Annotated in this window: 24 protein-coding genes; 19 read left to right on the top strand and 5 right to left on the bottom strand. The window is 65.9% G+C overall.

Features of this window, described 5'->3' with window-relative positions; all coding sequences use genetic code 11:
• The 8 genes from OXF11_06685 to OXF11_06650 form a co-directional block, all read left to right on the top strand.
• On the top strand, positions 1-745 hold a 745-nt coding region (locus tag OXF11_06685; protein MCY4486789.1), incomplete at its 5' end, for an ABC transporter permease subunit.
• Between the two features lie 22 nt (positions 746-767).
• On the top strand, positions 768-1,886 hold the full coding sequence (locus tag OXF11_06680) for an ABC transporter ATP-binding protein (protein MCY4486788.1): 1,119 nt from the start codon (positions 768-770) through the stop codon (positions 1,884-1,886).
• Between the two features lie 222 nt (positions 1,887-2,108).
• Positions 2,109-3,323: an amidohydrolase family protein gene (locus OXF11_06675; GenBank protein ID MCY4486787.1), complete on the top strand. Its 1,215-nt coding sequence runs from the start codon at positions 2,109-2,111 to the stop codon at positions 3,321-3,323.
• Positions 3,324-3,521: 198 nt separating this feature from the next.
• Positions 3,522-4,655 carry a hypothetical protein gene (locus OXF11_06670; protein MCY4486786.1) on the top strand — a complete coding sequence of 378 codons (1,134 nt, stop codon included), beginning with the start codon at positions 3,522-3,524 and terminating at the stop codon, positions 4,653-4,655.
• A gap of 109 nt (positions 4,656-4,764) precedes the next feature.
• Entirely contained in the window at positions 4,765-6,510 is a 1,746-nt protein-coding gene (locus tag OXF11_06665; GenBank protein MCY4486785.1) for an iron ABC transporter permease, read from the top strand.
• 75 nt (positions 6,511-6,585) lie between these two features.
• Entirely contained in the window at positions 6,586-7,608 is a 1,023-nt protein-coding gene (locus OXF11_06660) for an LLM class flavin-dependent oxidoreductase (protein ID MCY4486784.1), read from the top strand.
• Between the two features lie 73 nt (positions 7,609-7,681).
• Entirely contained in the window at positions 7,682-7,948 is a 267-nt protein-coding gene (locus OXF11_06655) for a hypothetical protein (GenBank protein MCY4486783.1), read from the top strand.
• Positions 7,945-8,322, top strand: a complete 378-nt coding sequence (locus tag OXF11_06650) for a type II toxin-antitoxin system VapC family toxin (GenBank protein MCY4486782.1) — start codon at positions 7,945-7,947, stop codon at positions 8,320-8,322. Before OXF11_06655 ends, OXF11_06650 begins: the two co-directional genes overlap by 4 nt.
• 60 nt (positions 8,323-8,382) lie before the next feature.
• On the opposite strand, the gene OXF11_06645 is transcribed toward OXF11_06650, so the two are convergent.
• The gene (locus OXF11_06645; GenBank protein ID MCY4486781.1) at positions 8,383-9,405 is read right to left on the bottom strand and encodes a cupin domain-containing protein; all 1,023 of its coding nucleotides are present in this window, start codon (positions 9,403-9,405) and stop codon (positions 8,383-8,385) included.
• 70 nt (positions 9,406-9,475) lie between these two features.
• Entirely contained in the window at positions 9,476-10,426 is a 951-nt protein-coding gene (locus tag OXF11_06640) for a dihydrodipicolinate synthase family protein (GenBank protein MCY4486780.1), read from the bottom strand.
• A gap of 236 nt (positions 10,427-10,662) precedes the next feature.
• On the opposite strand from OXF11_06640, the gene OXF11_06635 reads away from it, so the two are divergent.
• Both OXF11_06635 and OXF11_06630 read left to right on the top strand, forming a co-directional pair.
• A complete protein-coding gene (locus OXF11_06635) occupies positions 10,663-11,844 on the top strand; it encodes a hypothetical protein (GenBank protein ID MCY4486779.1) in 1,182 nt (393 codons plus the stop codon).
• 28 nt (positions 11,845-11,872) lie between these two features.
• The gene (locus tag OXF11_06630) at positions 11,873-13,036 is read left to right on the top strand and encodes an amidohydrolase family protein (protein ID MCY4486778.1); all 1,164 of its coding nucleotides are present in this window, start codon (positions 11,873-11,875) and stop codon (positions 13,034-13,036) included.
• 193 nt (positions 13,037-13,229) lie between these two features.
• Here the strand turns inward: OXF11_06630 and OXF11_06625 are convergent, their stop codons facing one another.
• Complete coding sequence (locus OXF11_06625) at positions 13,230-13,856, bottom strand: methyltransferase domain-containing protein (GenBank protein ID MCY4486777.1); 627 nt, start codon at positions 13,854-13,856, stop codon at positions 13,230-13,232.
• Between the two features lie 433 nt (positions 13,857-14,289).
• Here OXF11_06625 and ettA point away from each other — a divergent pair, with 433 nt between their 5' ends.
• A complete protein-coding gene (gene ettA, locus OXF11_06620) occupies positions 14,290-15,975 on the top strand; it encodes an energy-dependent translational throttle protein EttA (protein ID MCY4486776.1) in 1,686 nt (561 codons plus the stop codon).
• A 229-nt stretch (positions 15,976-16,204) separates the two neighbouring features.
• Here ettA and OXF11_06615 read toward each other — a convergent pair whose 3' ends face one another.
• The gene (locus OXF11_06615) at positions 16,205-17,722 is read right to left on the bottom strand and encodes an FAD-dependent oxidoreductase (GenBank protein MCY4486775.1); all 1,518 of its coding nucleotides are present in this window, start codon (positions 17,720-17,722) and stop codon (positions 16,205-16,207) included.
• 36 nt (positions 17,723-17,758) lie between these two features.
• Complete coding sequence (locus OXF11_06610; protein ID MCY4486774.1) at positions 17,759-18,220, bottom strand: SRPBCC domain-containing protein; 462 nt, start codon at positions 18,218-18,220, stop codon at positions 17,759-17,761.
• A 346-nt stretch (positions 18,221-18,566) separates the two neighbouring features.
• Here OXF11_06610 and OXF11_06605 point away from each other — a divergent pair, with 346 nt between their 5' ends.
• The 8 genes from OXF11_06605 to OXF11_06570 all read left to right on the top strand — a co-directional run bounded on the left by OXF11_06605 (position 18,567) and on the right by OXF11_06570 (position 26,423).
• Positions 18,567-19,472, top strand: coding sequence for an EamA family transporter (locus OXF11_06605; GenBank protein ID MCY4486773.1), 906 nt, complete (start codon positions 18,567-18,569; stop codon positions 19,470-19,472).
• Between the two features lie 238 nt (positions 19,473-19,710).
• Entirely contained in the window at positions 19,711-20,106 is a 396-nt protein-coding gene (msrB, locus tag OXF11_06600) for a peptide-methionine (R)-S-oxide reductase MsrB (GenBank protein ID MCY4486772.1), read from the top strand.
• A 14-nt stretch (positions 20,107-20,120) separates the two neighbouring features.
• Positions 20,121-21,359, top strand: a complete 1,239-nt coding sequence (locus OXF11_06595) for a M20/M25/M40 family metallo-hydrolase (GenBank protein MCY4486771.1) — start codon at positions 20,121-20,123, stop codon at positions 21,357-21,359.
• Positions 21,360-21,463: 104 nt separating this feature from the next.
• Entirely contained in the window at positions 21,464-22,348 is an 885-nt protein-coding gene (locus tag OXF11_06590; protein MCY4486770.1) for an ABC transporter substrate-binding protein, read from the top strand.
• An 83-nt stretch (positions 22,349-22,431) separates the two neighbouring features.
• Positions 22,432-23,472, top strand: coding sequence for an extracellular solute-binding protein (locus tag OXF11_06585; GenBank protein MCY4486769.1), 1,041 nt, complete (start codon positions 22,432-22,434; stop codon positions 23,470-23,472).
• A gap of 49 nt (positions 23,473-23,521) precedes the next feature.
• Positions 23,522-24,622: a prolyl oligopeptidase family serine peptidase gene (locus OXF11_06580; protein ID MCY4486768.1), complete on the top strand. Its 1,101-nt coding sequence runs from the start codon at positions 23,522-23,524 to the stop codon at positions 24,620-24,622.
• Between the two features lie 63 nt (positions 24,623-24,685).
• Positions 24,686-25,723 carry a tripartite tricarboxylate transporter substrate-binding protein gene (locus OXF11_06575; protein ID MCY4486767.1) on the top strand — a complete coding sequence of 346 codons (1,038 nt, stop codon included), beginning with the start codon at positions 24,686-24,688 and terminating at the stop codon, positions 25,721-25,723.
• Positions 25,724-25,796: 73 nt separating this feature from the next.
• Positions 25,797-26,423, top strand: coding sequence for a GNAT family protein (locus tag OXF11_06570; GenBank protein ID MCY4486766.1), 627 nt, complete (start codon positions 25,797-25,799; stop codon positions 26,421-26,423).
• Positions 26,424-26,584 lie beyond the last annotated feature (161 nt).

Raw genomic sequence — 26,584 nt, 5'->3', positions numbered from 1 at the left:
GCTGCTGGCGCTCACCTGGGTCTCCCTCATCCCGTTCCTGCAGGTGCCCTCCGCGGCGGCATTCGGCACAGTGTCGCTGGACAACTTCCGCGCGGTGCCGTGGGCCAACCTCATGACCGGGCTGCGCAACAGCGTCATCCTGCTCGTGACGGTGCCGACCCTGAGCTTGGTGGCGGGCATGGCCATCTCCTGGCTGGTGATCCGCTCCAATTGGCGCATGGCCCGCACCCTGGACGTCTTGGCTTTCCTGCCCCACGTGATTCCCAACCTCATCTTCGCCGTGGGCGCGTTCCTGCTGGCCATCGTCTGGTTCCCGGCCGAGTGGGGACTGTTCGAACGCGGCATCGGCATCATCATCCTGGTGTACGTGGTGACCCGCATCAGCTTCGCCACCCGCATGCTCAACAGCGGTCTGGTACAGATCCACGAGGAACTGGACGAGGCCGGCTATGTGGCCGGGCTCGGGCCCATGGGCGTGATCCGCAAGATCCTGGTGCCCTTGCTCTCGCCCACCCTCTTGTACTCATGGTTGTGGATGGCGCTGCTGGCGTTCCGGGAGCTGACCATGGCGGCCTTTCTCGCCAGCAGGGACAATCTCACCCTGCCGGTGATCATCTGGTCCATGTGGACCGCCGGGCGGCTCAACCAGGCGGCGGCCGTAGCCCTGGTGTTCGTGGGTTTGATGACGCCGTTGATCGTGCTGTACTACGTGTTCGGCAGGAGGCACATCGGTGTCGTCCAGTGACATCGCGGGGGACCGATAGCCGATGATCGAAATCCGCGGCTTGGCGAAAGACTTTCAGCGCGCCGGCGAGTCCACCGTCCACGCACTCCGGACCATTGACCTCACGGTGGAGCGGGGCGAGTTCTTCGTGCTGCTGGGACCCAGCGGCTCGGGCAAGACCACGCTGCTGCGCTGCGTCGCGGGTCTGGCGGTCCCGGATCGCGGCGAGATCGTGCTGGACGGCGTCACCGTCTACTCACGGGAGAAACGCGTGCTGGTGCCGCCGGAGCGGCGCGGGCTGGGCATGGTGTTCCAGTCCTACGCCATCTGGCCGCACATGACCATCTTCGAGAACGTCGCGCTGCCGCTGGCTCAGAAACGGCCCAGGCTGGGCAAGGCCGAAATCCGCGAGCACGTCAGCCAGGCGCTGTCCCTGGTGGGTCTCGATGGCATGGAGCGCCGTCCGACGCCGCTCCTGAGCGGCGGCCAGCAGCAGCGGGTGGCGCTGGCGCGCTCCCTTGCCACCGAGCCGGTGTTGCTCTTGATGGACGAGCCCTTGAGCAACCTCGATGCCCGGCTGCGGGAGGAGGTCCGGAAAGAAATCCGCAACCTGGCCGCCCGGCTCGACATCACGATCCTGTACGTGACCCACGACCAGATGGAAGCCATGGAACTGGCGGACCGCATCGCCGTCATGCACGAGGGCGATATCCTGCAGCAGGGATCGCCCGAGGAGCTCTACTACCGGCCCGCGGACCCGCGGGTGGCGCAGTTCTTCGGTTCCACTAACTGGCTTGACGGGCGCATCCGCGACAGGGAAGCGGTGGAGACGGCCGTGGGCTGCCTTGCTGTGCCCGAATCGGGCACACGCACGGCCGGCGAAGCCGTGGTCTGCGCCGTGCGGCCGGAGGACGTGGAGTTGAGCCCGGACGGGCAGGAGGAGCCGCCGTCGGAGAACCGCTTCCCCGGCCGCGTGGTCTCCAACGTGTTTCTCGGTGACCACCGGGTCTACACCGTCGAGGTCGGCGAGCACCCCCTGCTGGTCCGGACCCTGGCGTCCGTGCTCCTGGGCGGCAATGTCGACGTGCGCATTCCGCGGGAAAAGGTCTGTGTCTTTCGGGCGCCTTCACGCGACGAGATCGCGCCCGCGGGCGGTTCTTGACAGATACGGCAATAGATGGGATGGCTGGCGCAAGTCCATACCAGGCCCCGGATCGTCATTCCCGCGAAAGCGGGAATCCAGGGGTGGTGGGGCGAGGGAACACGCCGCTATACCCCACCCAACCCCTGGATTCCCGCTTTCGCGGGAATGACGATCCGGGGGTGTGACAATTCAACCAGTCTCCTAGGCAAGCGCATATTCGATTCGGGGAGGGACCTGACCATGGCGCGGCATTACCGATGCATCTCGGCCGATTCGCACCTGGATATCCGGCCGGAACGTTGGCGCGACCGGGTGCCGGAACGCTGGCGCGAGCGCGCCCCGAGGACCGTGACCCTGGCCAACGGCAACGATGGGATCCTCGTCGAGAACCGCGCGCCCCGGAGTCCCGGCGCCACCACCATCACGGGCATTCCCTACGAGCAGCACGGTCTTCAGAAGTACTGGTTCGAGGGGCCGGGCACGGGGGCGCCGGAGCAGCGGCTTTGGGAGCAGGACCAGGACGGGGTCGACGCCGAGGTGCTGTTCACCCACGGCTCCTATCCCATGTTCTGGCGCGGCATCTCCGACGACGAGGCCTACCTGGCGGTGATCCGCGCCTACAACGAGTGGCTGGCCGAGGAGTACTGCGCCTACAGTCCCAACCGGATCATCGCCATGGGGGTCCTCCCGGACACGGGCGTGGACGACGCCGTGGCGGAGATGGAGTACTGCGCCAAGGCCGGTCTCAAGGGCGTCAACCTCCATCGCTTTCCCGCCGGCCACTCCTACGTCACCCCCGAGGACGACCGTTTCTGGGACGCGGCCGTGGACCTGAAGATGCCCATCGCCTCGCACACCTTCGGCGGCACCACCCGGCTCGGCAACAAGGGGCCGGTCTTCCTCTACCCCGGCATCGGCGCGGCCAAGTCCGAGCGCGACCCGGTGACGCTGCTGTTCCGCTTCGCCGGCGAGCAGCCCATCGCGCCGCTGCAGATGGCCATGGCCGGGGTCTTCGACCGCCTGCCGGACCTGCGGGTCTACTGGGCCGAGAGCCAGTGCGGCTGGCTGCCGTACAGCTTCGACCAGATCGACGACAACTACGAACGCAACCGCTACTGGGGCGAACGCGACTACGGGATCAAGCCCACCGCCCGGCGCCCCAGCGAGTACCTGCGCGACAACTGCCTGTGGGGTTTCATGCGCGACCCGTGGGGCGTCAAGTGCCGCGAGGAGATCGGCGTGAACATCCTGTTGTGGGGCAGCGACTTCGCCCACGCCACCGGCAACTGGCCGCACTCCCAGGACGTCATCAACGAGACGTTCGTCGATGTGAGCGAAGAGGATCGTTACGCCATGCTGGCGGGCAACGCCATCGAGTTCTTCCGGCTCGATGCCGCCATCGATCTGGAAAAGGAGCCCGGAGCCATGATGGCGGGTACGGGGACCGGAGCATAGCGAAGCGAAATCGAAATGAGGCAACTACGTAACAGAGCGTCATTCCCGCTTTCGCGGGAATGACGATTCAGGGAGTTGTTGCCTCTCTCAGATGGCGTTTTGACACAGCCTGTTTCGCGGGAATGACGAATACGGGGTCTATGCGGTCGTCGCCCCGAACCCCGAGCGCCAAGCCTCGGTAACAAGGAGGGCCATCCCATGCGTTCTATTCTCTCTGTCGCAACCACCGTCTTTCTCTTCGGGGCGCTGTCCGGCATGGCCGAGGCGTCGGCCCTCGACGACCTGGTGGCCAAGGCCAAGGCGTCGAGCGGCGTCATCACCATGACTCTGGAGGGGGTGCCGCCGGAGATCATTCGCGCCAAGGAAGATGCCTTCCAGAAGCGCTTTGGTTTCAAGCTGCGCCTGGAATCGGAGCCCGGCCATCACCGCAAGGCTCCGGTGAAGATCATGCAGGCGGCCAAGACGGGCCGCGGCGTGGTGGACATGTGGGACGGCGGGCTGCCGCTGGTGCTGCGCATGTTCAAGGCCGGCCACACCCGGCAGCCGCCGTGGGAGGCCGTCTACGAGGGCTGGCCCCTGGCGCGAAAACTGCGCGCGGCGGTCCCGGACATTAAGAGCGCCGGCGGGGCATCGTTGCGCGACCATTGCCTGCACCACCAGCAGGGGACCTGGACGATCGTGTACAACACCCGGAAGGTGAAGCCCGAAGAGCTGAAGGGGATCCGGTTCGAGGACCTGACGGACGAGAAATGGCGCAACCGGGTGGTCTGGGACGTGCGCGCGCTGGGCCTGTACGTGTTGCCGTTCGCCCCTGGCTGGAGCGAGGAGCGGCTGCGAGTGTACGCCCACAACCTCGGCGCCAACGGTGTCAGGCTGGTTTCCGGCGGCACCTCGGGCGTTTTGCAGGCGCTCATCCAGGGTGAGGGCGACATCGCGGTGGCTTCCATGGTCCAGGTCGTGCAGCAGAAAACGCTGGGCGCGCCGCTCGACATGACCTTCGCGGGCATGGTGCTGGGCAACCTCACGGTTTCCTGCCTCATCCAGCCCGGCGTCAACGATCCCAACATGGCGGCCCTCTACTGGGGCTGGAACCATTTCGACGGCAACTACACCGAGGCCGCCATCACCGGCGGGGGAGTGTTCCGCATATACGAGGAGGAGGCGGACCGCCTGCCGCTGGTGAAGTTGGCGCGCCAGCACGGCATCAAGTCCGTGGAACAGGTTGCCGGACCCAGGACCGAAGAGCAGGCGAAGCTCGCGGGGAAGTACCGCAAGACCGCCATCAACGCTCTGAAGGCCGGAATCGCAAGCAAGAAGAAGATCACGGAATAGGGCGGTCCGGCCTCCGAGCACCGGCGGTTGCGGCGCGGCTGGGGTGTAGCGCACATCCCGAGCCGAGCCGTCCCGCTTCGGTGGCCCACCCCCGGCCCTTGTAGCAGCCATGGGAAGTCCCCCAGGCGCGCATTCGCAGCCGGCCCTGTCCCGGCTGCGGCAGTTCCGGCAGCCCGGCGCCCTGTCCGTGCTCGCGGTGCTGGTGGTGCTGGTCATCGTGCCGCTGTTCTTCATGGTGCTGGCGAGCTTCCGTCCCGAAGGGCTGCTGCCGCTCGAGCCCGGCCCTTTCACCGTCTCTCCCTACATCGAGGCCTTCACCGGCGCCGACTTCACGCCCATCATCCGCGACACGCTGCTGTACTCCGGGCTGGGGGTGCTGTTCGCGCTGCCCATCGCGTTCGGATTCGCGTTCCTCACCGAGCGCACGGACATGCCGCTGCGCAACTCCATGTACGTGCTCATGTTCGTTCCCATGAGCACGCCGGTGTTCGCCACGGCACTGGGATGGGTGCTGCTGCTGGGGCCCCGGGGCGGCACCGTCAACGTGTATCTGCGCATGCTCTTCGGCATCGAGTCGGGCGAGGGGCCGTTCAACATCTTCAGCATGACCGGGCTGGTCTTCGTCCACGTGCTCGGCATCATTCCGACCATGTGGCTCTTCCTCACCGCGGTGCTGCGCCAGATGGACCCGGCCCTGGAGGAGGCCGCGCTAACGTCCGGGGCCTCGCGCTGGCAGGTGCTGCGCACCGTGACCGCGCCGCTCATGCGCCCGGGCGTGGCCGCGGTGGGCATCTATTTCTTCGTCACCGGCCTGGAGTCCCTGGAGTTGCCGCTGGCCCTGGGGCCCACCGCCGGGATCGAGCTTCTGTCCACCAAGATCTTCTTCAGCCTGCTGCCTTCGGCGGACCTGGGTGTCAACTACGGCATTCCGGCGGCCTTCGGCATGCTGGGGTTGGCCATGGGGGTGCTGGGAAGCCTCATCTACATTCGCTTGGTGCGCCAAACCTCCCAGTTCGCCGTGATCACGGGCAAGGGCTACCGCCCCCGGCTCATCCCCCTCGGGCGCTGGCGGTACGTGGCCCTGGGCGCGGTGGCGCTCTTCATCCTGATGAAGGTGGTGCTGCCGTTCGCCATCCTGCTGTACGCGAGCTTCCTGCGCTTCTACGTGCCGCCGGTGCTGGAGTTCGCCGCGGACATGCGCTGGACGCTGCTCCACTACACGCGGCTCCTGGACTACCGTTTCTTCGGCAGCTACTTCGTCAACACTCTGATCGTCGCGCTGGAGGCCGCCACGCTGACCATGCTGCTGGTGAGTTTCATCGGCTGGCTGTTGGTGCGCCGACCCTCCAGGCTCACGGACCTCATCAACGTCGTGGCGTTCATGCCCTTGGCCATCCCGGGCGTCATCTCGACCCTGGCGCTCTTCCTCATGTTCGTGGGTACGCCGCTCTACGGCACGCTGATCCTGCTGACCCTGGCGTTCGTGGCCCGCTACTTGGCTTTCGGCACCCGGCTCATGCACTCCGCCATGCTGCAGCTCCACCACGAGCTGGAGGAGGCCTCGCAGGCGAGCGGCGCCAACAACCTGCAGACCTTCCTGCGCATCACGCTGCGGCTCCTGATCCCGGCCTTTCTCAGCGGATGGCTCTGGGTACTGGTGCACGCCGCCAAGGACTTCTCCGTGGCGCTGCTGCTGGCGTCGGCCGGCAGCGTGCTGGTGGCGAATATCATCTACGAGGCCTTCATCGGCGGGCACTTCAACGAGTCCGCCGCCATGCTGGTGGTGCTGATCACCTTCAACCTGATCTTCGTCATCGCGGGCAGGAAGGTCATCGGGCAGTCCATCGCGCAGTAGTTTCTCAGGTCAAAGTTCGGGATTTGCCGCCAACGCCGCGTTGGCCCTTCGCCGACGATGGCCTATAGTGTTCCGATGCTGGACACACCGCTCTCCGTTCTTGACCTGTCACCCATCGTCGAGGGCGGCGACGCTCGCCAGGCGTTGCTCAATACCATCGACTTGGCGCGTCATGCCGATGGTTGGGGCTATACGCGCTATTGGCTGGCCGAGCATCACAACATGGCCGGAATCGCCAGCGCGGCGACGGCGGTGGTGGTCGGCCAGGTCGCCCAGGCAACCGCGACCATCCGGGTCGGCGCCGGCGGGGTCATGCTGGCCAACCATGCCCCGCTCGTCATCGCCGAACAATTCGGTACCCTCGCGGCGCTCTTTTCAGGCCGGATCGATCTGGGCGTGGGTCGCGCACCCGGCACCGACCGCAACACCGAGCGTGCTCTGCGCCGCACCTTGGTCGGCAATATTGACGACTTCCCGCAAGACGTGCTGGAACTGCGACACTATTTCAAGGAACCGGCACCGGACCAGTTCGTGCACGCCGTCCCGGGCGCCGGCCTGAACGTGCCGATCTGGATCCTGGGCTCCAGCCTCTACGGCGCCCAGCTAGCCGCCGCCCTCGGGCTTCCCTATGCCTTTGCCTCGCACTTTGCGCCGGCGGCCCTTATGCAGGCCATCGCCGTCTACCGCCAGCGCTTCGAGCCGTCGGCGCAACTGGACAGGCCCTATGTCATGGTGGGGATGACCGTCGTCGCCGCCGATACCGACGAGGAAGCCCACTTCCTCAGGACCTCGATCCTGCAGTCCTTCGTCAACCGGCGCCGCGGTCTGCGGGGCACGCTGCCGCCGCCGGTCGCCGGTTTTGAAGATCAAGTGGCGCCGCACGAGCGTGCGATGATCCAGGAGTCTCTGTCCTGCTCCGCCGTCGGTGCGCCCGTTACGGTCGAACGCGGGATCGCCGCCTTCGTCGACCGCACCGGAGCCGACGAGGTCATGATCACCGCGAACATCCATGATCACGCCAAGCGGCTGCGGTCCTTCGAACTGGTGGCTGGATTGATGGGCTCCGCCCCGGAGCTTGAGCAAGGCAACGCGCGCTGATTCGCCGCGTGTACGGGGACCGGAGGATGTCGAGGTGCTTGAGTCAAGGCCATATTTATGGAAATATGGGTCCATGAAGACTACCATCGAGCTCCCCGATGCCGTGTTTAGGCAGGCGAAGATCGTCGCGGCCGCACGCGGTATTACGCTCAAGCGGTTTTTCACTGAAGCGCTCGTCGAGCAACTTCGGAACCAAACGAAGGATGTCCGCACCGGCGGAACGGATCCTCCATGGATGGCCGGGTTCGGCGAACTCGCGGATCTCTCGAGCGAGACCCGTCGCGTTCTCAGTGTGATTGAGGAGGCGTTCGAGCGCCTCTCCTCCGAAGACCTGTCATGATCCTCGACACCAACGCCTTGTCTGCCTGGGCAGAGGGTCGCGCGGAAATCATGGCGGCGCTTCGGTCGGCGGAACGCTTGGTGGTGCCCAGTGTTGTCCTTGGGGAGTACTACTTCGGTATCCGTCAGTCACGGTATCGAAGCCGTTACGAGGAATGGCTTGCCCGGTACTTGCCGCTGACGGAAATCGCTGCCGTGACGTCGGCTACGGCTGATGTCTACGCGGACATTCGCGTCCAACTCAGGCGTTCGGGCACTCCCATACCGCCGAATGACGTCTGGATCTCGGCGTTGGCCCGTCAACACAACCAGCCGGTATTAAGCAACGATAGGCATCTTGACGCCGTCGAAGGCGTCCGTCGAATCACCTTCTGAACGGAAGAGCCGTTTCTCGGGCCGGGTTTCCGTGTCCGTGTGCAGCGGTGCCGCCGAGGCTTACGCTCTCTCCTCCCGATCCAGCCCGGTCATCTCCAGCATCGGCCGGTCGGTGACGGAGAAAAGAATTGCCGGCTCGGTTTCCGACGCGTTGCGGAAGTGGTGCCAGCGCCAGGGGGGCAGGGTGAAGGCGTCGTTGATGTCCCATTCGAGCTCGATGGGCTCGTCGCGGTCGACGACGGTGACGCCCTGGCCCTGGACGGCGTGGTAGTGGGTGGTGCCCGTGTGGCGGTGCGGGCGGGTGGTCTGGCCGGGCAGCAGCATCTGGATGTGGCAGGTCATGGTCAGGAACGTGTGGCCGCCGGTAACGGGGTTCTTGTATTCGAGGAGGACGCCGTCGTGGGGGTCGCCGCCGCCAGCGTCCGCCACCGTGTTCAAGGCCTCCAGGGTTTCGTCCCACTTGTAGTGGTAGGGCACGCCGGCGGCGCCCTCGTAATGCACTTCGGGTTGCCGGATGGGGCCGAAGAGGCGGCGCGACGCGCCTTCCTTGCGGGTCAGAGGCTGCTGGACCCCTTCCGACCACTCTTCCCGAAACCGGGAGGCGCCGAGGAAGTTGACCACGCCGACGTCGAGGGCGTCGATCCAGATGATGGGTTCCTTGGAGTCGTTCACATGGTCGTGCCACACCCAGTTGGGCTGGATCAGCAGGTCCCCCGGCTGCATGGTCATGGGCTCGCCGTTGGATGTGGTGTAGGCGCCGCCACCCTGCACCACGAACCGGAGCGCGGTGTTGGTGTGGCGGTGGGCGGGTGCGGCTTCGCCGGGCATGACGATCTGGTAGCCCATGATGATGGTGCGGCTTGCGGTCTCCAGGCCGACGTTGCGCCGGAAAGCCTCCGAGCCGAGGGTGATCACGTCGGCGGCTTGCATCAGCGCGGGATGGACGTCGTCCCAGCGCCAGAGCCTGGGCTCGACATTGTGGTGCTCGCGCTGGCGCTGCCAGTAGCCCACCAAGCCGAGATCGGCGAACCTTGCGTGCAACTCGTCACGTCTCTTCTGGTTGTCGGATGCGACCTTGGCCATTCCAGTATCCTTTTCGGTCCGATTTGCCGGCCCCCGTGCGCGTGATCCCGACGAACTCGTCCCGCGCGCCTCAGGCCGCGGCCTCGGCTTGCAGCGGGTAGGTCTCGCACAGCTTGCGCCAGCGCTGGGCGATGGCCTTGGCCTCCGCCCGGGTCTCGTCCGTGGTGACCCGGAAGGGCGGTCTGCCCGGCCCGGCGTAGCAGTAACCGGCTTCGTTGATGGAGATCTTGCCTTCCACTGGATCGGTCAGGCTCGGATCCTTTCCGCCCACCCGCGCCATGGCCATGCAGATCTCCTTGACCTCGTCCCAGCGGCCCTCGCGGCCTGCCTGGTAGGCCCGGATCACCGGCGAAGGGCCCATCCACGCGTTGATGGACCAGCATCCGGCGGCCCCCATGGTCATGTAGGGGAACATCTGGTTCTGGTTGGTCATGACGCTGATCTTGCCGCGCACGATGTCCATGAGCTGCATGAACTGCATGGGGGTGCGGTGGCTGTCCTTCATGCCGACGATGTTGGGCCGGCTGACCAGCTCCTTGAACGCCGGCACCGGAATGTGGATGTGGTGGTTGCGCGGGTTGTGGTAGATGAAGATGCCCAGCTCGGGATGCTCGTCCGCCAGGTCGAAGTAGAACTGCACGGCGTTGGGCACGCTCGACTTGAAGTAGAAGGGCACGCCCACGAGCACCGCGTCAGCCCCGGCCTTGGCGGCATGGTCCATCTTGATCAGCACTTCGCGCGTGTTCAGGCTCGTGCAGCCGATGACCACGGGAATGCGCCTGTTCACGGTGGCGACGGTGGCCTCGGTGAGGGTCGCGAACTCGTCCCACAGGAGAGTGTGGCACTCGCCGAAGGTGCCGGTGGTGGTGAGCACGTTGATGCCGTCGCGCACCGCCTGGTCGACGCTGCGCTCCAGCTCCGGCACGTTGATCGTGTCCTTCGCGCGCGGCGAGTCGGCGTCGTCGGTTGTGAAGGACGGCATCATGGCCATCACGCCGTGGATGTCGCTTGCTTGGATCATGGTTTCTCCCTTCTTGGGGCGGGCGGGGGATGCGAGCGGGTCACCGGCGAAGGCCGGGGCGAAAACCGTCTCGCTCGGCCGCCACGCTATCAACTCGCCCTGGGGGTGTCAATACGAGCCCGCGGGCCGAGGGAGGGGGTGCCACGAGGCCGCGTTGACAGGGTTTCGCGGCCGGATGTATACGTGCTGAAGCTTCGGATGTTCACGCAACTCACTCTCGCCGGGAGGTCCTTCTCATGGCTTCATTGATTCCCAGACAGGCCGCCATCGCGGTCAACGATCTCGTGGACAACTGCGCCAACGTGCAGCCCGGCATGCAGGTGCTGATCCTCGCCGTGCACGACGGCAACTACGGCGGCCTCAACCTCGTGGACGAGGACGCGGTGGCGTGGGTGCAGGCCGCGGTGCAGCAGCGCGGTGCCGACCCCTACGTGCTGTGGACCGACACGCCCGTGCGGCCCACCGTGCTCTGGGGCGACGGCGCCGACCCGGGCAAGGCGTGGCGCGTGCCCAAGGTGGTGCGCAACGCCATCCAGGGAGCCGACGTGCTCATCAGCTACGGCGTCGACTTCACCTACGAGGAAGAGCTGCGGGAGATCCCGGAGATCCTGGAGGAGCGCGACATCCCGCTGGCGCGCAACATGGCCACCACGGCGCCGCTGCTGGCCAGCAACTGGGGGCTCACCCCGTACGAGCTGGTCTCCGAGATCCGCATCCAGACCGCGGCCCTGGTGACCCCCGGCGCCAAGTGGGTGATGGAGCATCCCAACGGCTCCTACATCGAGGGCATTGTCGAGAAGCCCTTGGGCGCGGAGCACTACGCCGACTACCGCACCGTGGGCCTGTACCGCCCGTTCCCCGAAGGGGTCTTCCCCTCCATCCGGTCGAGCGCGGCCGAGGGCCTCGGCATCATCGACGAGATCGGCGTCATCTGGGGCCGGCACATCGGTGTGCCCTGTCCCTTCAAGGAGCCGGTGCGGGTGCACATCGAAGGCGGCTACATGCGCAAGTTCGAGGGCGGGGAAGAAGCCGATACCCTCACCCGCTTCTACAAGTTCATGTCCAAGTACCTGGGGGAGAAGGCGTACGAGGTGCGCGGCTTCCACGGCGGCGTGCATCCGTCCGCCATCCTGGAGCCGCACCAGTGTCCGAACACGCCCTACCGGCACTTCGTCGAGCACCACCACTGGAGCAGCTTCCACTTCCACATGGGCAACAGCCGCACCACCAAGACCTTCCCGTACCTCATGCACATCTCCGGCGAGATGCGCGGCGGCACTCTCAGGGTAGGGGACAACTACATCTACAAGGACGGGCGCCCGGCCGCCGCCAGCCATCCGAAGGTGCGGGAGATCGCCGCCAAGTATCCCGACCGGCCGGGGCTGGAACCGGAGCGGTGGTTGCAGACGCCGCGCTGACGGCTTCAATCGACGCGGAGGATCGTTCATGGCGCGGCAGTATCGTTACATTTCGGCGGACAGCCACTTCGAATCGCCCCCGGACATGTGGACCCCCCGGGTTCCGGCGAAATACCGTGACCGGGCTCCTCGGCGCATCAAGCTGTCCAACGGCATGGACGCCATCGTCGAGGAAGGCAAGCCCATCGAGTACAGCGGCACCAACCAGTTCGCGGGCAAGTCGCCCGAAGAGTTCAGTCCCGTGGGCCTCGACTTCGACGGCGCCCGTGGCGCGGGCACGGGCGAGGAGCGGCTCAAGGAGCAGGACGCCGACGGCATCGATGCCGAGGTGCTCTACGCCACCGAGGCGCGCAACACCGCCATCCGGGACAAGGACGCGTTTCTGGCCATCGTGCGCGCCTTCAACGACTACTTCATCGAGGATTTCTGCGCGGCGGCGCCGGACCGGCTTCTCGGCGTGGCCGTGCTGCCCAACATCGGGGTCGACGAGGACATCGCCGAGATGACACGCTGCGCCGAGAAGGGCTTCAAAACGGTGCGGCTGCATACCTATCCCAGCGGCAAGGGCCATCCCACGCCCGAGGATGACCGCTTCTGGGCGGCGGCGCTGGACCTGGACATGCCCCTCACCATCCACACCTCGTTCCCGCAACGGACGCGCGGGCGCGACGTCTATCACCTGAAGTACCCGAGAGAGCCGCAAGGGGAGGAACGTCCGCCCGACTTCCTCCAGCGTATTGCCCGTCACGGCATCTATCACTGCGGCGCCGTGGAGGCCGCGCAGCTCGTGCTCGCCGGCGTCTTCGACCGCTTCCCCAAGCTGCGCATCTACTGGGCGGAGAACAACATCGGCTGGATCCCGTACTTCTACCAGCAGATGGACCAGGCCTATAAGGTCAGCGCCCCATGGGCCGAACGGCTGCTGGGGCTCAAACGCCTGGACCGGCTCCCCAGCGAGTACCTCAAGGAGCACGCCCTGTGGGGCTTCTTCGACGACCCCATCGGCGTGGACCTGCGCCACCACGTGGGCGTGGACAAGATCATGTGGTCCACGGACTTCCCCCACATCGTCACCCACTGGCCCCGTTCCCTGGAGATCATGGAGCAACAGCTCGCCGGCGTGCCCGACGACGAGCGGGAGTTGATGCTCGCCGGCAACGCCGTGCGCTTCTTCCATCTGGACGCGGCGTGACTTGAGCGCCCTTCGATTTCGCTCCGCTGGCGTTCCGCTACGCTCAGGACGAACGGTGAAAAGACGCTACGAACGAATGGCAGCGAAATAGCCCCAACCGTTCGTCCTCAGTCCTTCGACAAGGCTCAGGACAAGCGAAGTCGAAGGGCGGGCTTCCCGTGGGTTCGGTCCTGCTTCCGCTCAACCGGCGGGTTCATGCGCGGTTTCCCAGGACGGCGTACAGCGGGTCTGCGCCGGCGCCCTCTGCGATGGGCGTGGCCGACCGCACGTGCTCCCAGTTGCCGGCCTCGGTGAGGTAGGACTCCACGAGCTGCTGTTGTCCCTGTCCGCTGAGATGGTGCCATATGGCGACGGCCTTGGTGGGGAAGCAGCGGTTGGAGAAGGTGATGACGAGCGGCCCGCCGGGGGTCACCACGCGTCCGATGTCGCGGATTACCGCGACCGGTTTGACCAGATAGTCCACGGACACGCAGATGCACGCGGCGTCGAACTCGCCGTCGGCGTAGGGCAGGGTGGGGCGGTCGTTGAGGTTGTGCAGGGTGTAGGCGGTGAGGCGGGGATTGGCCTGAAGCTCCCGCTCGTTCATCCCCAGCCCCACGACTCTACCAAAGGTCATCTCCGGGGGCAGGTGGCTGATCCAACTGCTCATGAGGTCGAGGACCGCGCCGCCTGCGGGCAGCGTTTCCCGGTAGAGCCGGGTGACCGCGGCGATGGCGCGGTCGTCGATGTGGGTCACCAGCCGGGGTTCTTCGTAGAACTCCTCGTCCGGTGACTCGTCCATGCGCGCGAACGCTTGCGGCGGTAGCGGGTGGGTGATCATGTTGCGGCTCGGCACCGAACGTTATTGCCGCTTCCCAGTCTGTGTCAAGACTTCGCGTGGATACGAAATGGTGCCGACGCCCCTTCCCGTCATTCCCGCGGAAGCGGGAATCCATGGGTGGGGAGGAGCAATCCGGGCGTATTCCCCGCCTCACCCCGCCTGGATTCCCGCTTCCGCGGGAATGACTCTTCGGGGCGTTGGGTGCCCGTTCTCATCCAACTGGTGTTTTGACACACTCGCCTTCGCGGGAATGACTCTTCGGAGCGTCAGCGCCATTCCCCGTTTCAGCGTGGTTTTGACACGGCCGCTTCCCCGGGGATGACGATTCGGGGAGTCCGCGGGGAATGACGGAGCACAGAGGGTTCCGACCCGCGGGGACGATTTGTATAGTAGGGTTGACGGGCGTGGTTTACAAACCGGCAACGGAGGGCTCATGAGCAACGATGATCGTCAGGTGATTTTCTCGCTGATCGGGGTGGGCAAGGTCCATCCGCCCAAGCGGCAGGTGCTCAAGGACATCTACCTGTCGTTCTTCTACGGCGCCAAGATCGGGGTCCTCGGCCTCAACGGCGCGGGCAAGAGTACGCTGCTGCGGATCATCGCGGGGGTCGAACAGGAGTATCTTGGGGAGATCACGTTTTCCAAGGGATACTCCGTCGGTCTTCTGGAGCAGGAGCCGCGGATGGATGCGGACAAGACGGTCAAGGAGGTGGTGGAAGAGGGCTGCTCCCGGATGCTGGAGCTTATGGCGGAATACGAGACCGTCAGCGCACGGTTCGGGGAGGACCTGGGCGCGGACGAGATGGATGCCCTGCTCGAGCAGCAGGCCAAGCTACAGGACGAGATCGAGGCGGGCAACGGCTGGGAGCTGGAGAGCCAGTTGGAAGTGGCCATGGACGCGCTCCGCTGCCCGCCGCCCGAGGCGAAGGTCGACGTGCTCTCCGGCGGCGAGCGCCGGCGTGTCGCCCTGTGCCGCCTGCTGATTCAGGAGCCGGACATCCTGTTGCTGGACGAGCCCACCAACCACCTGGACGCGGAATCGGTGCAGTGGCTGGAGCAGCATCTGGCGCGCTACAAGGGCACGGTCATCGCCGTGACCCACGACCGCTACTTCCTGGACAACGTCGCCGGCTGGATTCTGGAACTCGACCGGGGCCACGGCATTCCCTTCGAGGGCAACTACTCTTCGTGGCTGGAGCAGAAACAGGCCCGGCTCGCGCAGGCGGAGAGGTCGCTGTCGCGGCACCGCAAGACCCTGGAGCGGGAGCTGGAGTGGATCCGCATGTCGCCCCGCGCGCGGCAGGCCAAGGGCAGGGCCCGGCTCACGCGCTACGAGCAGCTTCTCGGGCAGGAGCAGGAGAGCGCGCAGGAAGACCTGGAGATCTACATCCCGCCGGGGCCGCGCCTGGGGGACATGGTGCTTCAGGCGGAGGGGCTCACCCACGGGTTCGGGGACCGGCTCCTGTTCGAGGACCTGAGTCTCATCATGCCGCCGGGCGCCATCGTCGGCGTCATCGGCCCCAACGGCTCGGGCAAGACCACGCTGCTGCGCATCGTCACCGGCGGCGTCGAGTGCCAGTCGGGCTCGTTCCGCATGGGCGAGACCGTCCGGGTGGGCTACGTGGACCAGAGCCGCACCCTGAACGACGAGCACACGGTGTGGGAGGCGATCTCGGACGGGCAGGACCAGATCCTGCTGGGAAAACGCGAGGTCAATTCCCGCGCCTACGTGGGGCGGTTCAACTTCTCGGGCCAGGACCAGCAGAAGAAGGTCCGGGACCTGTCGGGCGGTGAGCGCAACCGTGTTCACCTGGCGCGGATGCTCAAGGAAGAGGCCAACCTGCTCCTGCTGGACGAGCCCACCAACGACCTCGACGTCAACACCATGCGCGCCCTGGAGGACGGACTCGTGGAGTTCGCCGGCTCCTGCGTCGTGGTGAGCCACGACCGCTGGTTCCTGGACCGCATCGCCACCCACATCCTCGCCTTCGAGGGTGACAGTCAGGTGGTCTGGTTCGAGGGCAACTACAGCGACTACGAGGAGGACCGGCGCAGACGTCTCGGCAAGGAAGCCGACCAGCCCCACCGGGTGCGCTACCGCAGGCTTACGCGGGACTGACAGAAGCCGTGCGGCGCGGGGTTCCCGGCAGGGGCGACCGCGGGTCGCCCCTACACCGGAATCCGTTGCGGTCTGCCGTTCCGCCGCAGTTTCGCGCGGGGTGACGGCGGGTCGCCCCTACACCGGAATCCGTTGCGGTCTGCCATCCCGCCGCTGTTTCGCCGCAGCACCGGAATCCGCTGCGGTCCCGCCGCAGTTTCCCGTAGGGGCGACCGGCGGTCGCCCTCTGTCACCCTCCGGCGGCCTTCACGAAATCCGACAGCCGCTCGCCGATCATGATGGAGGTGACGTTGGTGTTGGCGTGCACCACCGTGGGCATGATGGAGGCGTCGGCCACCCACAGGTTGTCCATGCCGTGCACCTGGAGGTTCTCACCCACCACCGTCTCGCTGTTGGACGCCGGGCCCATGAGGCAGGTGCCGACGCCGTGGTGGTAGCTGTCGTAGGTGGCGCGGGCGAATTGCGCCCAGTCCTCGCTGGGGGTGGGGGTTACCAGCTCGCCGTAGATCTCCCGCATGGCCGGGGTCTCGGCGATCTCCTTGATGAATCCCATGGCCGTGGTCATGGCGTCGATGTCGCGCTGGTCTTCGAGCATCTTGGACTCGATGACGGGCAGGTCCTTGGGGTTGGCGCTCTGGAGGTACATCTGGCCGCGGTTCATCTGCTCCAGCAACGCCGCTGAAAGCGGGATGGTGGTCTGGATGCCTTCCACCTGCGTGGGCGGCCGCAGCGCGATGTGAAAGTTGGCGCAGTCGCGGTCGGCGTGGCTCTTGTAGATGTAGCGGATGCGCGGGATGATCCAGTCCGCGTCGAAATTCTCCTTGCACGCGAAGGTCATGTAGACCACCGCGTGGTCCTGGTAATTTTGGCCCACGCCGGGCAGGTCCTTGACCACCTGGATGCCGAGCTTTTGCAGGTCCGCGGCGCGTCCGACTCCCGACAGCATCAGCAGCGGGGCCGAGTGGTAGACCCCCGCGCTCACCACCACGTGGTTGCCGGTGGCGGTCTCCTGGCGGCCGTCCTTTTCGTAGCGCACGCCCGTGACCCGGTTGCCGGAAATGTCCAGACCCATCACTTCGGCCTCGGCTTCGATGATGAGGTTGGCGCGGCCGCGGGCCGGGTCGAGGTAGGCCACCACCGTGGACTGCCGCTTGCCGTCCTTGATGCTGAACGGCGGGTGGCCGATGCCCTCGGGGTCGGGGATGTTGGTGTCCTCCAGGCGCGCCAGCCCCTTTTGCTGGCCGGCCTCAATGAACGCCTGCACCGGATCGGCGGCGTCCGTGGTGTCGAAGGTGAAGGGGCGCTTCACGTACAGGGGGCCGGAGTTGCCGTGGATCGGGCTGTCCGGGAAGTCCTGGTCGGACTCCAGGCGCTTCAGCACCGGCAGCACCTTGTCCCACGACCAGTCCGGGTTGCCGGCGGCCGCCCAGTTGTCCATGTCGGCCTTCATGGGCCGGGGCGCGGCCATGACGTTAACCGACGAGCCGCCGCCCATGATCCGGCCGGCGAGCTTGTAGCAGATGCTGCCGTCCAGGTCCCGCGGGCTCGGGTACATGGCGAGGTAGTCGGTCTCCATCAGGAGCCGTACCTGGTTCTTGGACTCGGCCACCATCTCCGGGATGGGACGCGGGTCCGGCCCCGCCTCCAGCAGCAGCACCTTGCGCCCGGAGTCCTCGGACAGGCGGCTGGCCGCCGCACAGCCCGCGGAGCCGCCGCCGATGATGATGACGTCGTAGTGTTCGGCCATGAGATCAACCCTTTCCTTGCGCGGCGTGTGTGTGTGTCAGGCCTTGGCGGCCTCATCGTCCAGCGCCTTGGTCAGACGCTTGCGGAACTCTTCCAGGATGAGCGAGGTGGTGGCGCGCAAAATCATGTCGCCGACGATGGCCAAGCGTCCATTGATGTCCACCCGTGCCTTGTACCGGAGCTCGGTGCAGTTCTCCCGCGGCTCCTCCATGCTCGCGTCCACCCCGGCCACCACCGTGCTCTTGGTCACGGAGTCGTTGCCGTCGATGCGCACGGTGAGGGATTCCTTGGGGTTGCTGTCGGTAATGGTGGAGCGGAAGCTGAACTTGCCCGACATGGGCCCTACCTTGGCGCTGATGACGCCGTCGAAGGTGGTGTCGTTGACCTTGTCGATGGAGTCCAGGCCCGGCATGCAGCCCGAGAATTTATCGATGTCCAGCACGAAGTCCCACACCGCGTCCCTGGGATGTTCTACCGTAATGGTGCCCTCGAAGTTCATGTGCGCTCCCGTCCCGTCGCCCCGTTGAAGTTGGGTGCGGTATAACACACTATCGTCGTTCCCGCTTCCCCCTTTCCGTCGTTCCCGGGTCCCCCTCTCCTCTCCGTCATTCCCGCTTCCCCTGTCCGTCATGCCCGCTTCCCCCCTCTCCGTCATTCCCGCGAAAGCGGGAATCCAGGGGTGGGGCGGGGCGAACAGGCGTGCTCCCCTCCTCGCCCCGCCTGGATTCCCGCTTTCGCGGGAATGACGGAAAGGGAGAAGCCGGAACGACGGAAAGGGGAGACGGGAATGACGGAGAGGGGGGAGACGGGCATGACGGAAGGGTTGGTTACGAATCTCATCCGGCGTGCTACATCTAACGTCCATGGACATCGCCCTCGTCTATGCGTTGGGTACCGCGTTCTTCCTGGCGTTGCGGGACGTCTTCGGCCGCATGGCTACCCACGGCATCGATCCCGTGCTGGGGACGGCGGCCACCGCGTTTACCGGTCTGGTTGTGTTGACCGGCGCCGCGCTCCTGAACGGCGACCTGCACGCGGGGTTCCCGGGGTGGGGCTGGCCGCTGTTCGTCATCGGCTTGGCCGGGATCCTGCGCATCACCATCGGGCGCACCACGCTGTTCACCGCCATCAAGTACATCGGCGCCGCGCGTTCCAGCAGCTTCAGCGCCACCAACGTGTTCTTCGCCATGTTCCTGGGCGTGGTCTTCCTGGGGGAGAATCTGACGTATTTCTTGACGGCCGGCGCGCTGCTGGTGGTGGCCGGGTGCGTGGTGGTGGCCATGAGCCGCGCCCAGGGCGGCGTCTCCCAAGCTTGGACCCGTTACATCGGCGGCATGGCCTTCGCCCTGGGCAGCGCGCTCGCCATGGCGCTGTCCGCGGCCCTCACCCGGCTGGTGGTGCACGAGTTCTCGTCGCCCCTGGGGGCCAACTTCTACGCCAGCCTGATCGCGTTGCCGAGCTTCCTGCCCGCCATCTCCAACCGGCCGCTGCGCAGCGTGGCGGACTGGACGCCGCGGCACTGGCGCTACATCTGGCTCGTGGGGCTGGTGTCCGCCATCGGCACCACCTGCGGCTATTTCGCGCTCAAGTATGCGCCCGTGGTGGTGGTGCAGCCGGTCGCGCAGTCGCGGCCGCTGTTCGTGCTGCTGATTTCCTGGCTCTTCCTCCAGGCCCATGAGTCGGTCAACTGGAAGGTGACCGTCGGCGCATTGGGCATCGTGGTAGGCACGGCGCTGTTCTTCGTGCGCTGATCGGGAACCTGGGATCATTGCCCGGAGCGATGGCGCTCTTCGACTTCACCTCGTTGCGCCCATGGCGGATGAGTACCGGGCCGCGAGCGGTCCGTTCGCTCTGAGCCGTTCGACCGGCTCGGAACAGGCGTGGCGAAACGAGGTCGAAGGGCGGTTCCAGTTGATCAGAGTTTCCCTATATGTTTAGACCACAGGAAGCTTAGACCGCGGTAAGGATATCCCCGGAGGACCCCGTTCCATGAAAGACAAAGTCGTCAAGACCGACGAGGAGTGGCGCCAGCAGCTCAGCGATGAGGAGTTCCTGGTGACGCGCAAGCAGGCCACCGAGAGGCCGTTCACCGGCAAGTATAACGGCTCCAAGGAGCCCGGCATGTACCGTTGCGTGTGCTGCGGCACGGACCTGTTCGATGCCGCTGCCAAGTTCGACTCGGGCACCGGGTGGCCGAGCTTCTGGGCGCCGGTGAACGAGGAGAACGTCGCCACGAACGAAGACCGTTCCTTCGGCATGCGCCGGGTGGAGGTCTTGTGTGGCGTTTGTGATGCCCATCTGGGGCATGTTTTCGATGATGGTCCGGCGCCGACGTACCTAAGGTATTGCATCAATTCGGCGTCCTTAAAACACGAGAAAGACTGAGGAGGTTCGATTACATGGATAGCAAGCAAGTTCTAGCACAGCTCGACCGCGCACACTTGGTGGAGATGACACGGGATCTCGCCGACATCGTCACCATCACCGGCGAGGAAACGCCGGTGGCGGAATACCTGGGACGCGAGTTCGAGCGCTTGGGCATGGAGGTGGAGTACCAGGAGGTGGAGGAGGGACGGAAAAACGTCATCGGCACGCTGCGCGGGTCGGGTGGCGGGCCGACGCTGATGTTCAACGGCCACATGGACCACTTCGACAACCCCGAGCCCACCCGGGTGACCGAGGACCGGGTCTACGGCCGCGGCCTTGTCAACATGAAGTGCGCGTTCCCCTGCTACATCACCGCGGTGGACATGCTCGTCAAGGCCGGTGTGGAGCTCAAGGGCGACGTCGTCATCTCGGGCGTGGTGGGCGAGATCGAGAAGGCGCAGGTCAACCGCTACTACGGCAAGAGCTACCGCGGCGCGGGCGTGGGCGCGCGCTATCTCATGGACCACGGCGTCACCGCCGACATGTGCATCATCGGCGAGCCCACCGGCCTGCGCATGCAGATCGGCAACGCAGGCTTGGTGTGGGCCGAGGTGACCGTGGAGGGGCCGGCCAAGACCTTCGTCATGAAGGCGTTCGAGGTGTGCAAGGCGATCCAGGAGTGGGAGAAGGACTACCAGAAGATGTTCCCACACCCGTTCATGCTGCCCACCGTGCAGATCGGCGCCATCGATGGCGGCAACCCGTTCAAGCCCGGCACCAACCCGGTGTGCAAGATCTACGTCATCGTCAAGACACTGCCCGACGTGGGCACCATGAAGATCCAGCGGGAGCTGGAGAAGGTCGCCGGCGCCGTCGCGGCGAAAGAGGGGGACATCGACACCCGGGTGAAGCTCTACCTCACCACCGGCGGCTACGAGATTCCCGAGACCGACTACGTGGTCCAGGCCATGGGCGGCGCCCACCAGGAGGTCAACGGCAGCGCCATGGAGTTCTCGGAGCCGGTGCGCTACGGCATCACCAGCGACGGCTCGCGCATCAACCAGTACGGCGTGTCGGTGATCACCTACGGCGCCGGCTTCGGCACCCACCTGGTGGACCCGGACGAGCAGGAGACCGGCGCCGAATGGGACCGGCCATCCGGCACCCGGCGCGGCGTCGGCATCAGGAACATGGAGCGTTGCAGCAGCGTTTACGCGCTGGCGGCGCTGGACATCTGCAGCAAGACTCGCGCGGAGCTCGGCCTGGACTGATCCGCGGCGCACAAGGCAGGGGCGGGCGGCCGCGCGTCATGCGCGGGCCGCCCGCTTCCGTTGAAGCCGGATGCGCGTGAGCGCGCCCCGGCGGGGGAGTTCCCATGGAGTTGACACTCGCACACTACCGCAACCGCTTTTGCATGTTCCGCACCTACTATGCCCTGGCGGAGGGCATCGTGAGGCCCGAGGGCTTCGACCTGAAGGTCATCGAGGTGGCCGACCCGCCGAGCCACGAGCTGGAAGAGGTGCTGATCCGGGGCGAGGTGGCGTTCGCCAACGTCTATCTTCCCAACTTCTTGAAGCGCAAGCTCGGCGGCGCCCCCATCGTCGGGCTGTCCACCGAGTGGAAGTCCACCGCCAAGGGCAACGGCGTCTTCGTGCTCAAGGACGGCCCCGTGCAGACACCCAAGGACCTGGAAGGCCGGCTTATCGCCAGCCACCACTCCGACCCCCACGCCATGCACTGCTTCCTCCTGCGCAAGCACTACAAGGTGGACGACTCCACCATCCGCTGGGAGTCCCATCCCCAGGAGGAGCTCCTGGACATCCTCAAGGAGCGCAAGGCCGACGCCGTGACTCTCATCGACCAGGTCTTCTGGCACGGCGAGAAGGACCCCGACGTGCGCTGCCTCTACACCGACGGCGACGCTTGGCGCGGTCTCCACGGCCTGCCGGAGATCATCAAGCACATGCTCGCCACCCGCGAGGACCTGCTGCGGGAGCACCCCGAGTTCGCCGGCCAGATCCTCGACGCCTGCCGCAAGTCCATCGCCTACAGCGACGCCCACCTCGAAGAGGTCGCCGACAAGTTCATCGCCAAATACGGCGGCGACAAGCAGGACATTCTCGCCTCCGCCGGCTACCCCAAGATCGAGTTCACCTTCACCGACACCGAGCGCAAGGAGGCCGAAGCCACCATGGAGATGCTCGTCGAGACCGGGCGCCTGGAGGGGAGGGTGGACCTGTCGACGGCGTTTGTGTCGTGAGTGTCAAGGTCTTGACGCTCAATCCATAGCTCTATAGGGTGAGCCGCACAACACGGTCCCCGACCGAGCAAAGGGAGGTTTCCATGCGAAGCTTGATTGCAAAGGCGTTGGCATTCTCATTAGGCGCGGCCCTGTGCTTTTCCGGCATGGCGCTGGCTTCAAGCGCCGAACTGGTGGCCGCGGCCAAGAAGGAAGGCAAGCTGCGGGTCATCATCTTCTCCAGCTACAAGAAGGCCGCCCAAACCTTCGAGAAGAAGTACGGCATCACGGTGGAGGGGACCTACGTCGGCGCGCCGGACATTCTCCGCAAGGTGAGCCAGGAATCGCAAGCGGGCATATTCGCCATCGACGTCTTCGCCACCTCGCCCGGTCCGCTGAGCGGGCTCAACCACTGGACCCAGCCCTACAAGCCCGCGGGGTACGAGAGAGTGGCCCACGTCATGGAGCCGCTCCCGAAGGAGTGGAACCAGATCCCGCTCTTCAACCACGTGGTGGGAGCCTCCTACAACAAGAGCCTGGTGCCGCCGGACAAGGCGCCACGGAGCATCCAGGATCTGATCAAGCCCGAGTACAAGGGGAAGATCATCTCCCGAACGCCATGGCTGGGCTCCAACTATCTCGTGCACATCGCTTCCTTCTACGCTTGGTTCGGCGAGAACGAGGAAAAGTGGGCCGACTACTGGACCAAGTTCAAGGCCAACGTCGCACGGTACGAGCCCAAGTGGGGCCAGCTCCACGCGGCGGTAGGACTCAAGGAGTTCTCGCTGGGTATCTTCACGTTGCCCTACACGCCTTACACGTTCGGGCGGAGTTATCCCGACCTCGGTTACTCCACCTTCCGGGAGCCGGCCATCTGGTGGCCCAACATGGCGGCGATCCACAAGAACGCGCCCCATCCCAACGCGGCCAAGCTGTTCGTCGATTTCCTGGTGAGCACCGAGGGCCAGAACATCTTCAGGGATGAAGGCCTGCTCGTCGCCGACAAGACCGTGGAGCCGCTGGACGCCCTCAAGAAGGAATTGACGGGCGTCAAGTTCTTCGACCCGGCGCCGCAGATCATCGCGCGCGAGGTGAGCAAGAACGGTGCGCAGTGGAAGGCGCGCATTCAGAAGCTTTATCAATAGGCGTTTGCCGCTAGTCTGAAACCGCGGCGCCGGAACGACGCGAGGGGCCATGTTCGAATTCTTCCCGGGGAACCGAAGCTGGTCCTTCGCGTGCATCCGGCTGCTGGCCGAGAGCTACTACGGCGGCGGCGAGTTCAACGATATCCACCGCACCACGCAGCGCATCAAGCCGGGCGACGTCGAGAGCTGGCACGCCGAGTGGCTCGAGACCGCTGAACGGGTCGCCGCCCACGGCCGCGAACAACAAGCCGCCGGCCATCCCGAGAGCGCCATCAAGGCCTTCCTCCGGGCCTCCAACTACTACCGGGTGGCCGAATTCCTGCTGCCCTTCACCGACGACCGAAAGGTCCCCACCTACCGCAAGTCCGCCGACAGCTTCCAGGCGGCCGCGGCGCTGTCGCCCGGCATCGAGCGCGTGGAGGTGCCCTACGAGGACACCGCCATGCCCGGCTACTTCTTCCACGCCCCGGCCTCGGCCGGTGAGAAGCCCCCCGTGCTGATCTTCACCGGCGGCGCCGACTCCACCGCCGAGGAGGTCTACTTCGTCGGCGGCCCAGAGGCGGCCAAGCGCGGCCTCGCCCTGCTCATCGTCGACGGTCCCGGACGCGGCGGCATGCTCCGGCTGCGCAACAGCCTGGCCATCCCCGACTTCGAGCGGCCGATCACGGCCATGGTGGACTACCTCGAAGTCCGCGGCGACGTCGACATGAACCGCGTCGCCCTCATGGGCATGAGCATGGGCGGCTACTACGTCACCCGCGCCGCCGCCTACGAGAAGCGCGTCCGGTGCTGCGTTTCCCACTTCGGCCCCTACGACTGCTACCGCGACATCTACGAGTACTACGAGCCGCTGCGGGGACAGTTCCGCTGGATCACCGGATCGGACAGCGAAGACGAGGTGCGCCGCCGCCTGAGCCGGTTCACCCTCGCCGGCAGCATCGAGAAGGTCGAATGCCCGCTGCTCATCCTCCACGGCGAGGACGACATCATCACCGACCCCCGCTGCGCCCATCAGACCTACGAGGAGGCCCGGTGCGAGAAGGAGCTGCGCTTCCTCCGCACGGGCGAGCCCGGCGCCGTCCACTGCTCCTACGACAACCACGCCGAGATCTTCCCGTTCATGCACGACTGGGTGGCGGCGCGGGTTTGAAGTGTTATAAGGGAAAAAGCGTAGCCCCATCCGTTCAACCACCAGACGACACGGGAGGCCCTCATGACCAGGAAGATCGTGCTCTCAACGTTCGCCGTGCTCTTGGCTCTGGCCCTGTCCGGGATCGCGGCCCATGCCGCGGACAATTTCTACGCGGGCAAGACCGTGCGCATCATGGTCGGCTATTCGCCCGGCGGCGGCTTCGACGCGTACTCGCGCCTTCTGGCGCGCCACTTGCCGCGGCACATTCCGGGCAATCCCACGGTCGTCGTGCAGAACCGGCCGGGGGCCGGCGGCCTCATCACCGCCAACTTCATGTACGCCAAGGCCAAGCCCGACGGTCTTACCATCGGTCATTGGGTCGGCGGGCTGATCCTGCAGCAGTACCTGGGCAACAAGAAGGTTCGATTCGACGCGGCCAAGATGGGCTGGGTCGGCGCGCCCGTACGGATCACCAACGTATGCATGACGCACAAGACGAGCGGCGTGACCGACATGGCCACGTGGCGCGCCGCCAAACAGCCGGTCAAGTTCGGCGGCAGCCAGCCGGGCTCTACCTTGTGGGACATCCCGCGCATCCTCATCGCCCACACGGACCTGCCCATGAGGCTCATCGAGGGCTACGGCGGCACGGCGCCGGTGCGGGTGGCCGCGGAGAAGGGCGAGGTCGCGGGCGTGTGCGCGAGCTGGGAAGGGCTCAAGAACCCTTGGGCCTCGCAGCTCGCCAGCGGTGACGTGCGCGTGCTGGCACAGTTCGTGGACGAGCCCCACTCGGAGCTCGCCGGCATTCCCGTCACCAACGACGTGATCAAGTCCGACGTGGGACGGCAGGTGATGAACATCGTGATCCGCGACATCGGCGGCGCTCTCAACCGGCCGTACTCGCTGCCTCCGGGAACTCCCAAGGACCGGCTGATGGTGCTGCGGCGCGCGTTCGACGCGGCCATGAAGGATCCCGAGCTTCTGGCGGAAGCCAAGAAGTCCAGGTTCCCCATCACTCCGGTCTCCGGGGAGGACGTGGACAAGCTCGTGGCCGGCGTCGCCGGTCTGCAGCCCGAGCTGCTGGCTACCATCAAGAAGACCTTTGCGCCCAAGAAGTAGCGGGACTCCGCGCTCCGGGAACGAGGGGAAGAGCTTCGGGTCGGGGCGCCTCCACCCGGCGGCGACTCGGCCCATGGCTCATTCTCCGGGACTGGCATACAGCATCCACACGCCGCGTCTGATCCTCCGCTGCTGGCATCCGACGGACGCCAACCTGTTGCAGCGGGAGATCAACGAAAACCTGGAATACCTGCGCCCGTGGATGGACTGGGCGCAGCAGGAACCGGAGTCGCTGGAGATGAAGACGGAACGGCTGCGGCACTTCCGGGACGACTTCCTCTCGCGGCGGGAATTCGTCTACGGCATCTTCGCCCCGGACGGCCTGCGCATCATCGGCGGCACCGGCCTGCACACCCGCGAGAGCAAGGACGCGCGCGAGATCGGCTACTGGATCGGCCGCGCCCACGCCAACAAGGGGCTGGCCACCGAGTCCGCCGCCGCGCTCACGCGGGTGGCCTTCGAGGTCAACCGTGTCGAGCGGCTCGAGATCCGCTGCGACCCGCGCAACAGGCCCAGCGCGCGAGTGGCCGACAAGCTCGGCTACGTCCACCGCGCCACGCTCTACGGCAACAAGACAGACGCCGAGGGGCGCCTGCGGGACACCATGGTGTGGAGTCTCGACGCCGAGGAGTACCCCGACAGCCACGCGTCAAGCGCGTCCGTGGCGGTCTACAACCGCGGCAAAATCAGGATCCTGTAGCCGCCACTCCACCACCCCTGGATTCCGCCTTCCCAGGCTGTGTCAAAACCCCGCCCGACCATGGAAGAGCCACCAACGCCCCGAATCGTCATTCCCGCGGAAGCGGGAATCCACCTTCCCGCTTCCGCGGGAATGACGATTCGGGGCGTTGGTGGCTCTTC

It is taken from the genome of Deltaproteobacteria bacterium, from assembly GCA_026712905.1.
Lineage (GTDB): Bacteria > Desulfobacterota > Binatia > UBA9968 > JAJDTQ01 > JAJDTQ01.
Note: the sequence above shows the minus strand (reverse complement) of the source record. Positions and strands in the feature narration are given on the sequence as shown.

Coding starts and splice junctions, on each gene's coding strand:
- OXF11_06680 (MCY4486788.1), top strand. CDS start 768: ATGATCGAAATCCGCGGCTTGGCGAAAGACTTTCAGCGCGCCGGCGAG.
- OXF11_06675 (MCY4486787.1), top strand. CDS start 2,109: ATGGCGCGGCATTACCGATGCATCTCGGCCGATTCGCACCTGGATATC.
- OXF11_06670 (MCY4486786.1), top strand. CDS start 3,522: ATGCGTTCTATTCTCTCTGTCGCAACCACCGTCTTTCTCTTCGGGGCG.
- OXF11_06665 (MCY4486785.1), top strand. CDS start 4,765: ATGGGAAGTCCCCCAGGCGCGCATTCGCAGCCGGCCCTGTCCCGGCTG.
- OXF11_06660 (MCY4486784.1), top strand. CDS start 6,586: ATGCTGGACACACCGCTCTCCGTTCTTGACCTGTCACCCATCGTCGAG.
- OXF11_06655 (MCY4486783.1), top strand. CDS start 7,682: ATGAAGACTACCATCGAGCTCCCCGATGCCGTGTTTAGGCAGGCGAAG.
- OXF11_06650 (MCY4486782.1), top strand. CDS start 7,945: ATGATCCTCGACACCAACGCCTTGTCTGCCTGGGCAGAGGGTCGCGCG.
- OXF11_06645 (MCY4486781.1), bottom strand. CDS start 9,405: ATGGCCAAGGTCGCATCCGACAACCAGAAGAGACGTGACGAGTTGCAC.
- OXF11_06640 (MCY4486780.1), bottom strand. CDS start 10,426: ATGATCCAAGCAAGCGACATCCACGGCGTGATGGCCATGATGCCGTCC.
- OXF11_06635 (MCY4486779.1), top strand. CDS start 10,663: ATGGCTTCATTGATTCCCAGACAGGCCGCCATCGCGGTCAACGATCTC.
- OXF11_06630 (MCY4486778.1), top strand. CDS start 11,873: ATGGCGCGGCAGTATCGTTACATTTCGGCGGACAGCCACTTCGAATCG.
- OXF11_06625 (MCY4486777.1), bottom strand. CDS start 13,856: ATGATCACCCACCCGCTACCGCCGCAAGCGTTCGCGCGCATGGACGAG.
- ettA (MCY4486776.1), top strand. CDS start 14,290: ATGAGCAACGATGATCGTCAGGTGATTTTCTCGCTGATCGGGGTGGGC.
- OXF11_06615 (MCY4486775.1), bottom strand. CDS start 17,722: ATGGCCGAACACTACGACGTCATCATCATCGGCGGCGGCTCCGCGGGC.
- OXF11_06610 (MCY4486774.1), bottom strand. CDS start 18,220: ATGAACTTCGAGGGCACCATTACGGTAGAACATCCCAGGGACGCGGTG.
- msrB (MCY4486772.1), top strand. CDS start 19,711: ATGAAAGACAAAGTCGTCAAGACCGACGAGGAGTGGCGCCAGCAGCTC.
- OXF11_06595 (MCY4486771.1), top strand. CDS start 20,121: ATGGATAGCAAGCAAGTTCTAGCACAGCTCGACCGCGCACACTTGGTG.
- OXF11_06590 (MCY4486770.1), top strand. CDS start 21,464: ATGGAGTTGACACTCGCACACTACCGCAACCGCTTTTGCATGTTCCGC.
- OXF11_06585 (MCY4486769.1), top strand. CDS start 22,432: ATGCGAAGCTTGATTGCAAAGGCGTTGGCATTCTCATTAGGCGCGGCC.
- OXF11_06580 (MCY4486768.1), top strand. CDS start 23,522: ATGTTCGAATTCTTCCCGGGGAACCGAAGCTGGTCCTTCGCGTGCATC.
- OXF11_06575 (MCY4486767.1), top strand. CDS start 24,686: ATGACCAGGAAGATCGTGCTCTCAACGTTCGCCGTGCTCTTGGCTCTG.
- OXF11_06570 (MCY4486766.1), top strand. CDS start 25,797: ATGGCTCATTCTCCGGGACTGGCATACAGCATCCACACGCCGCGTCTG.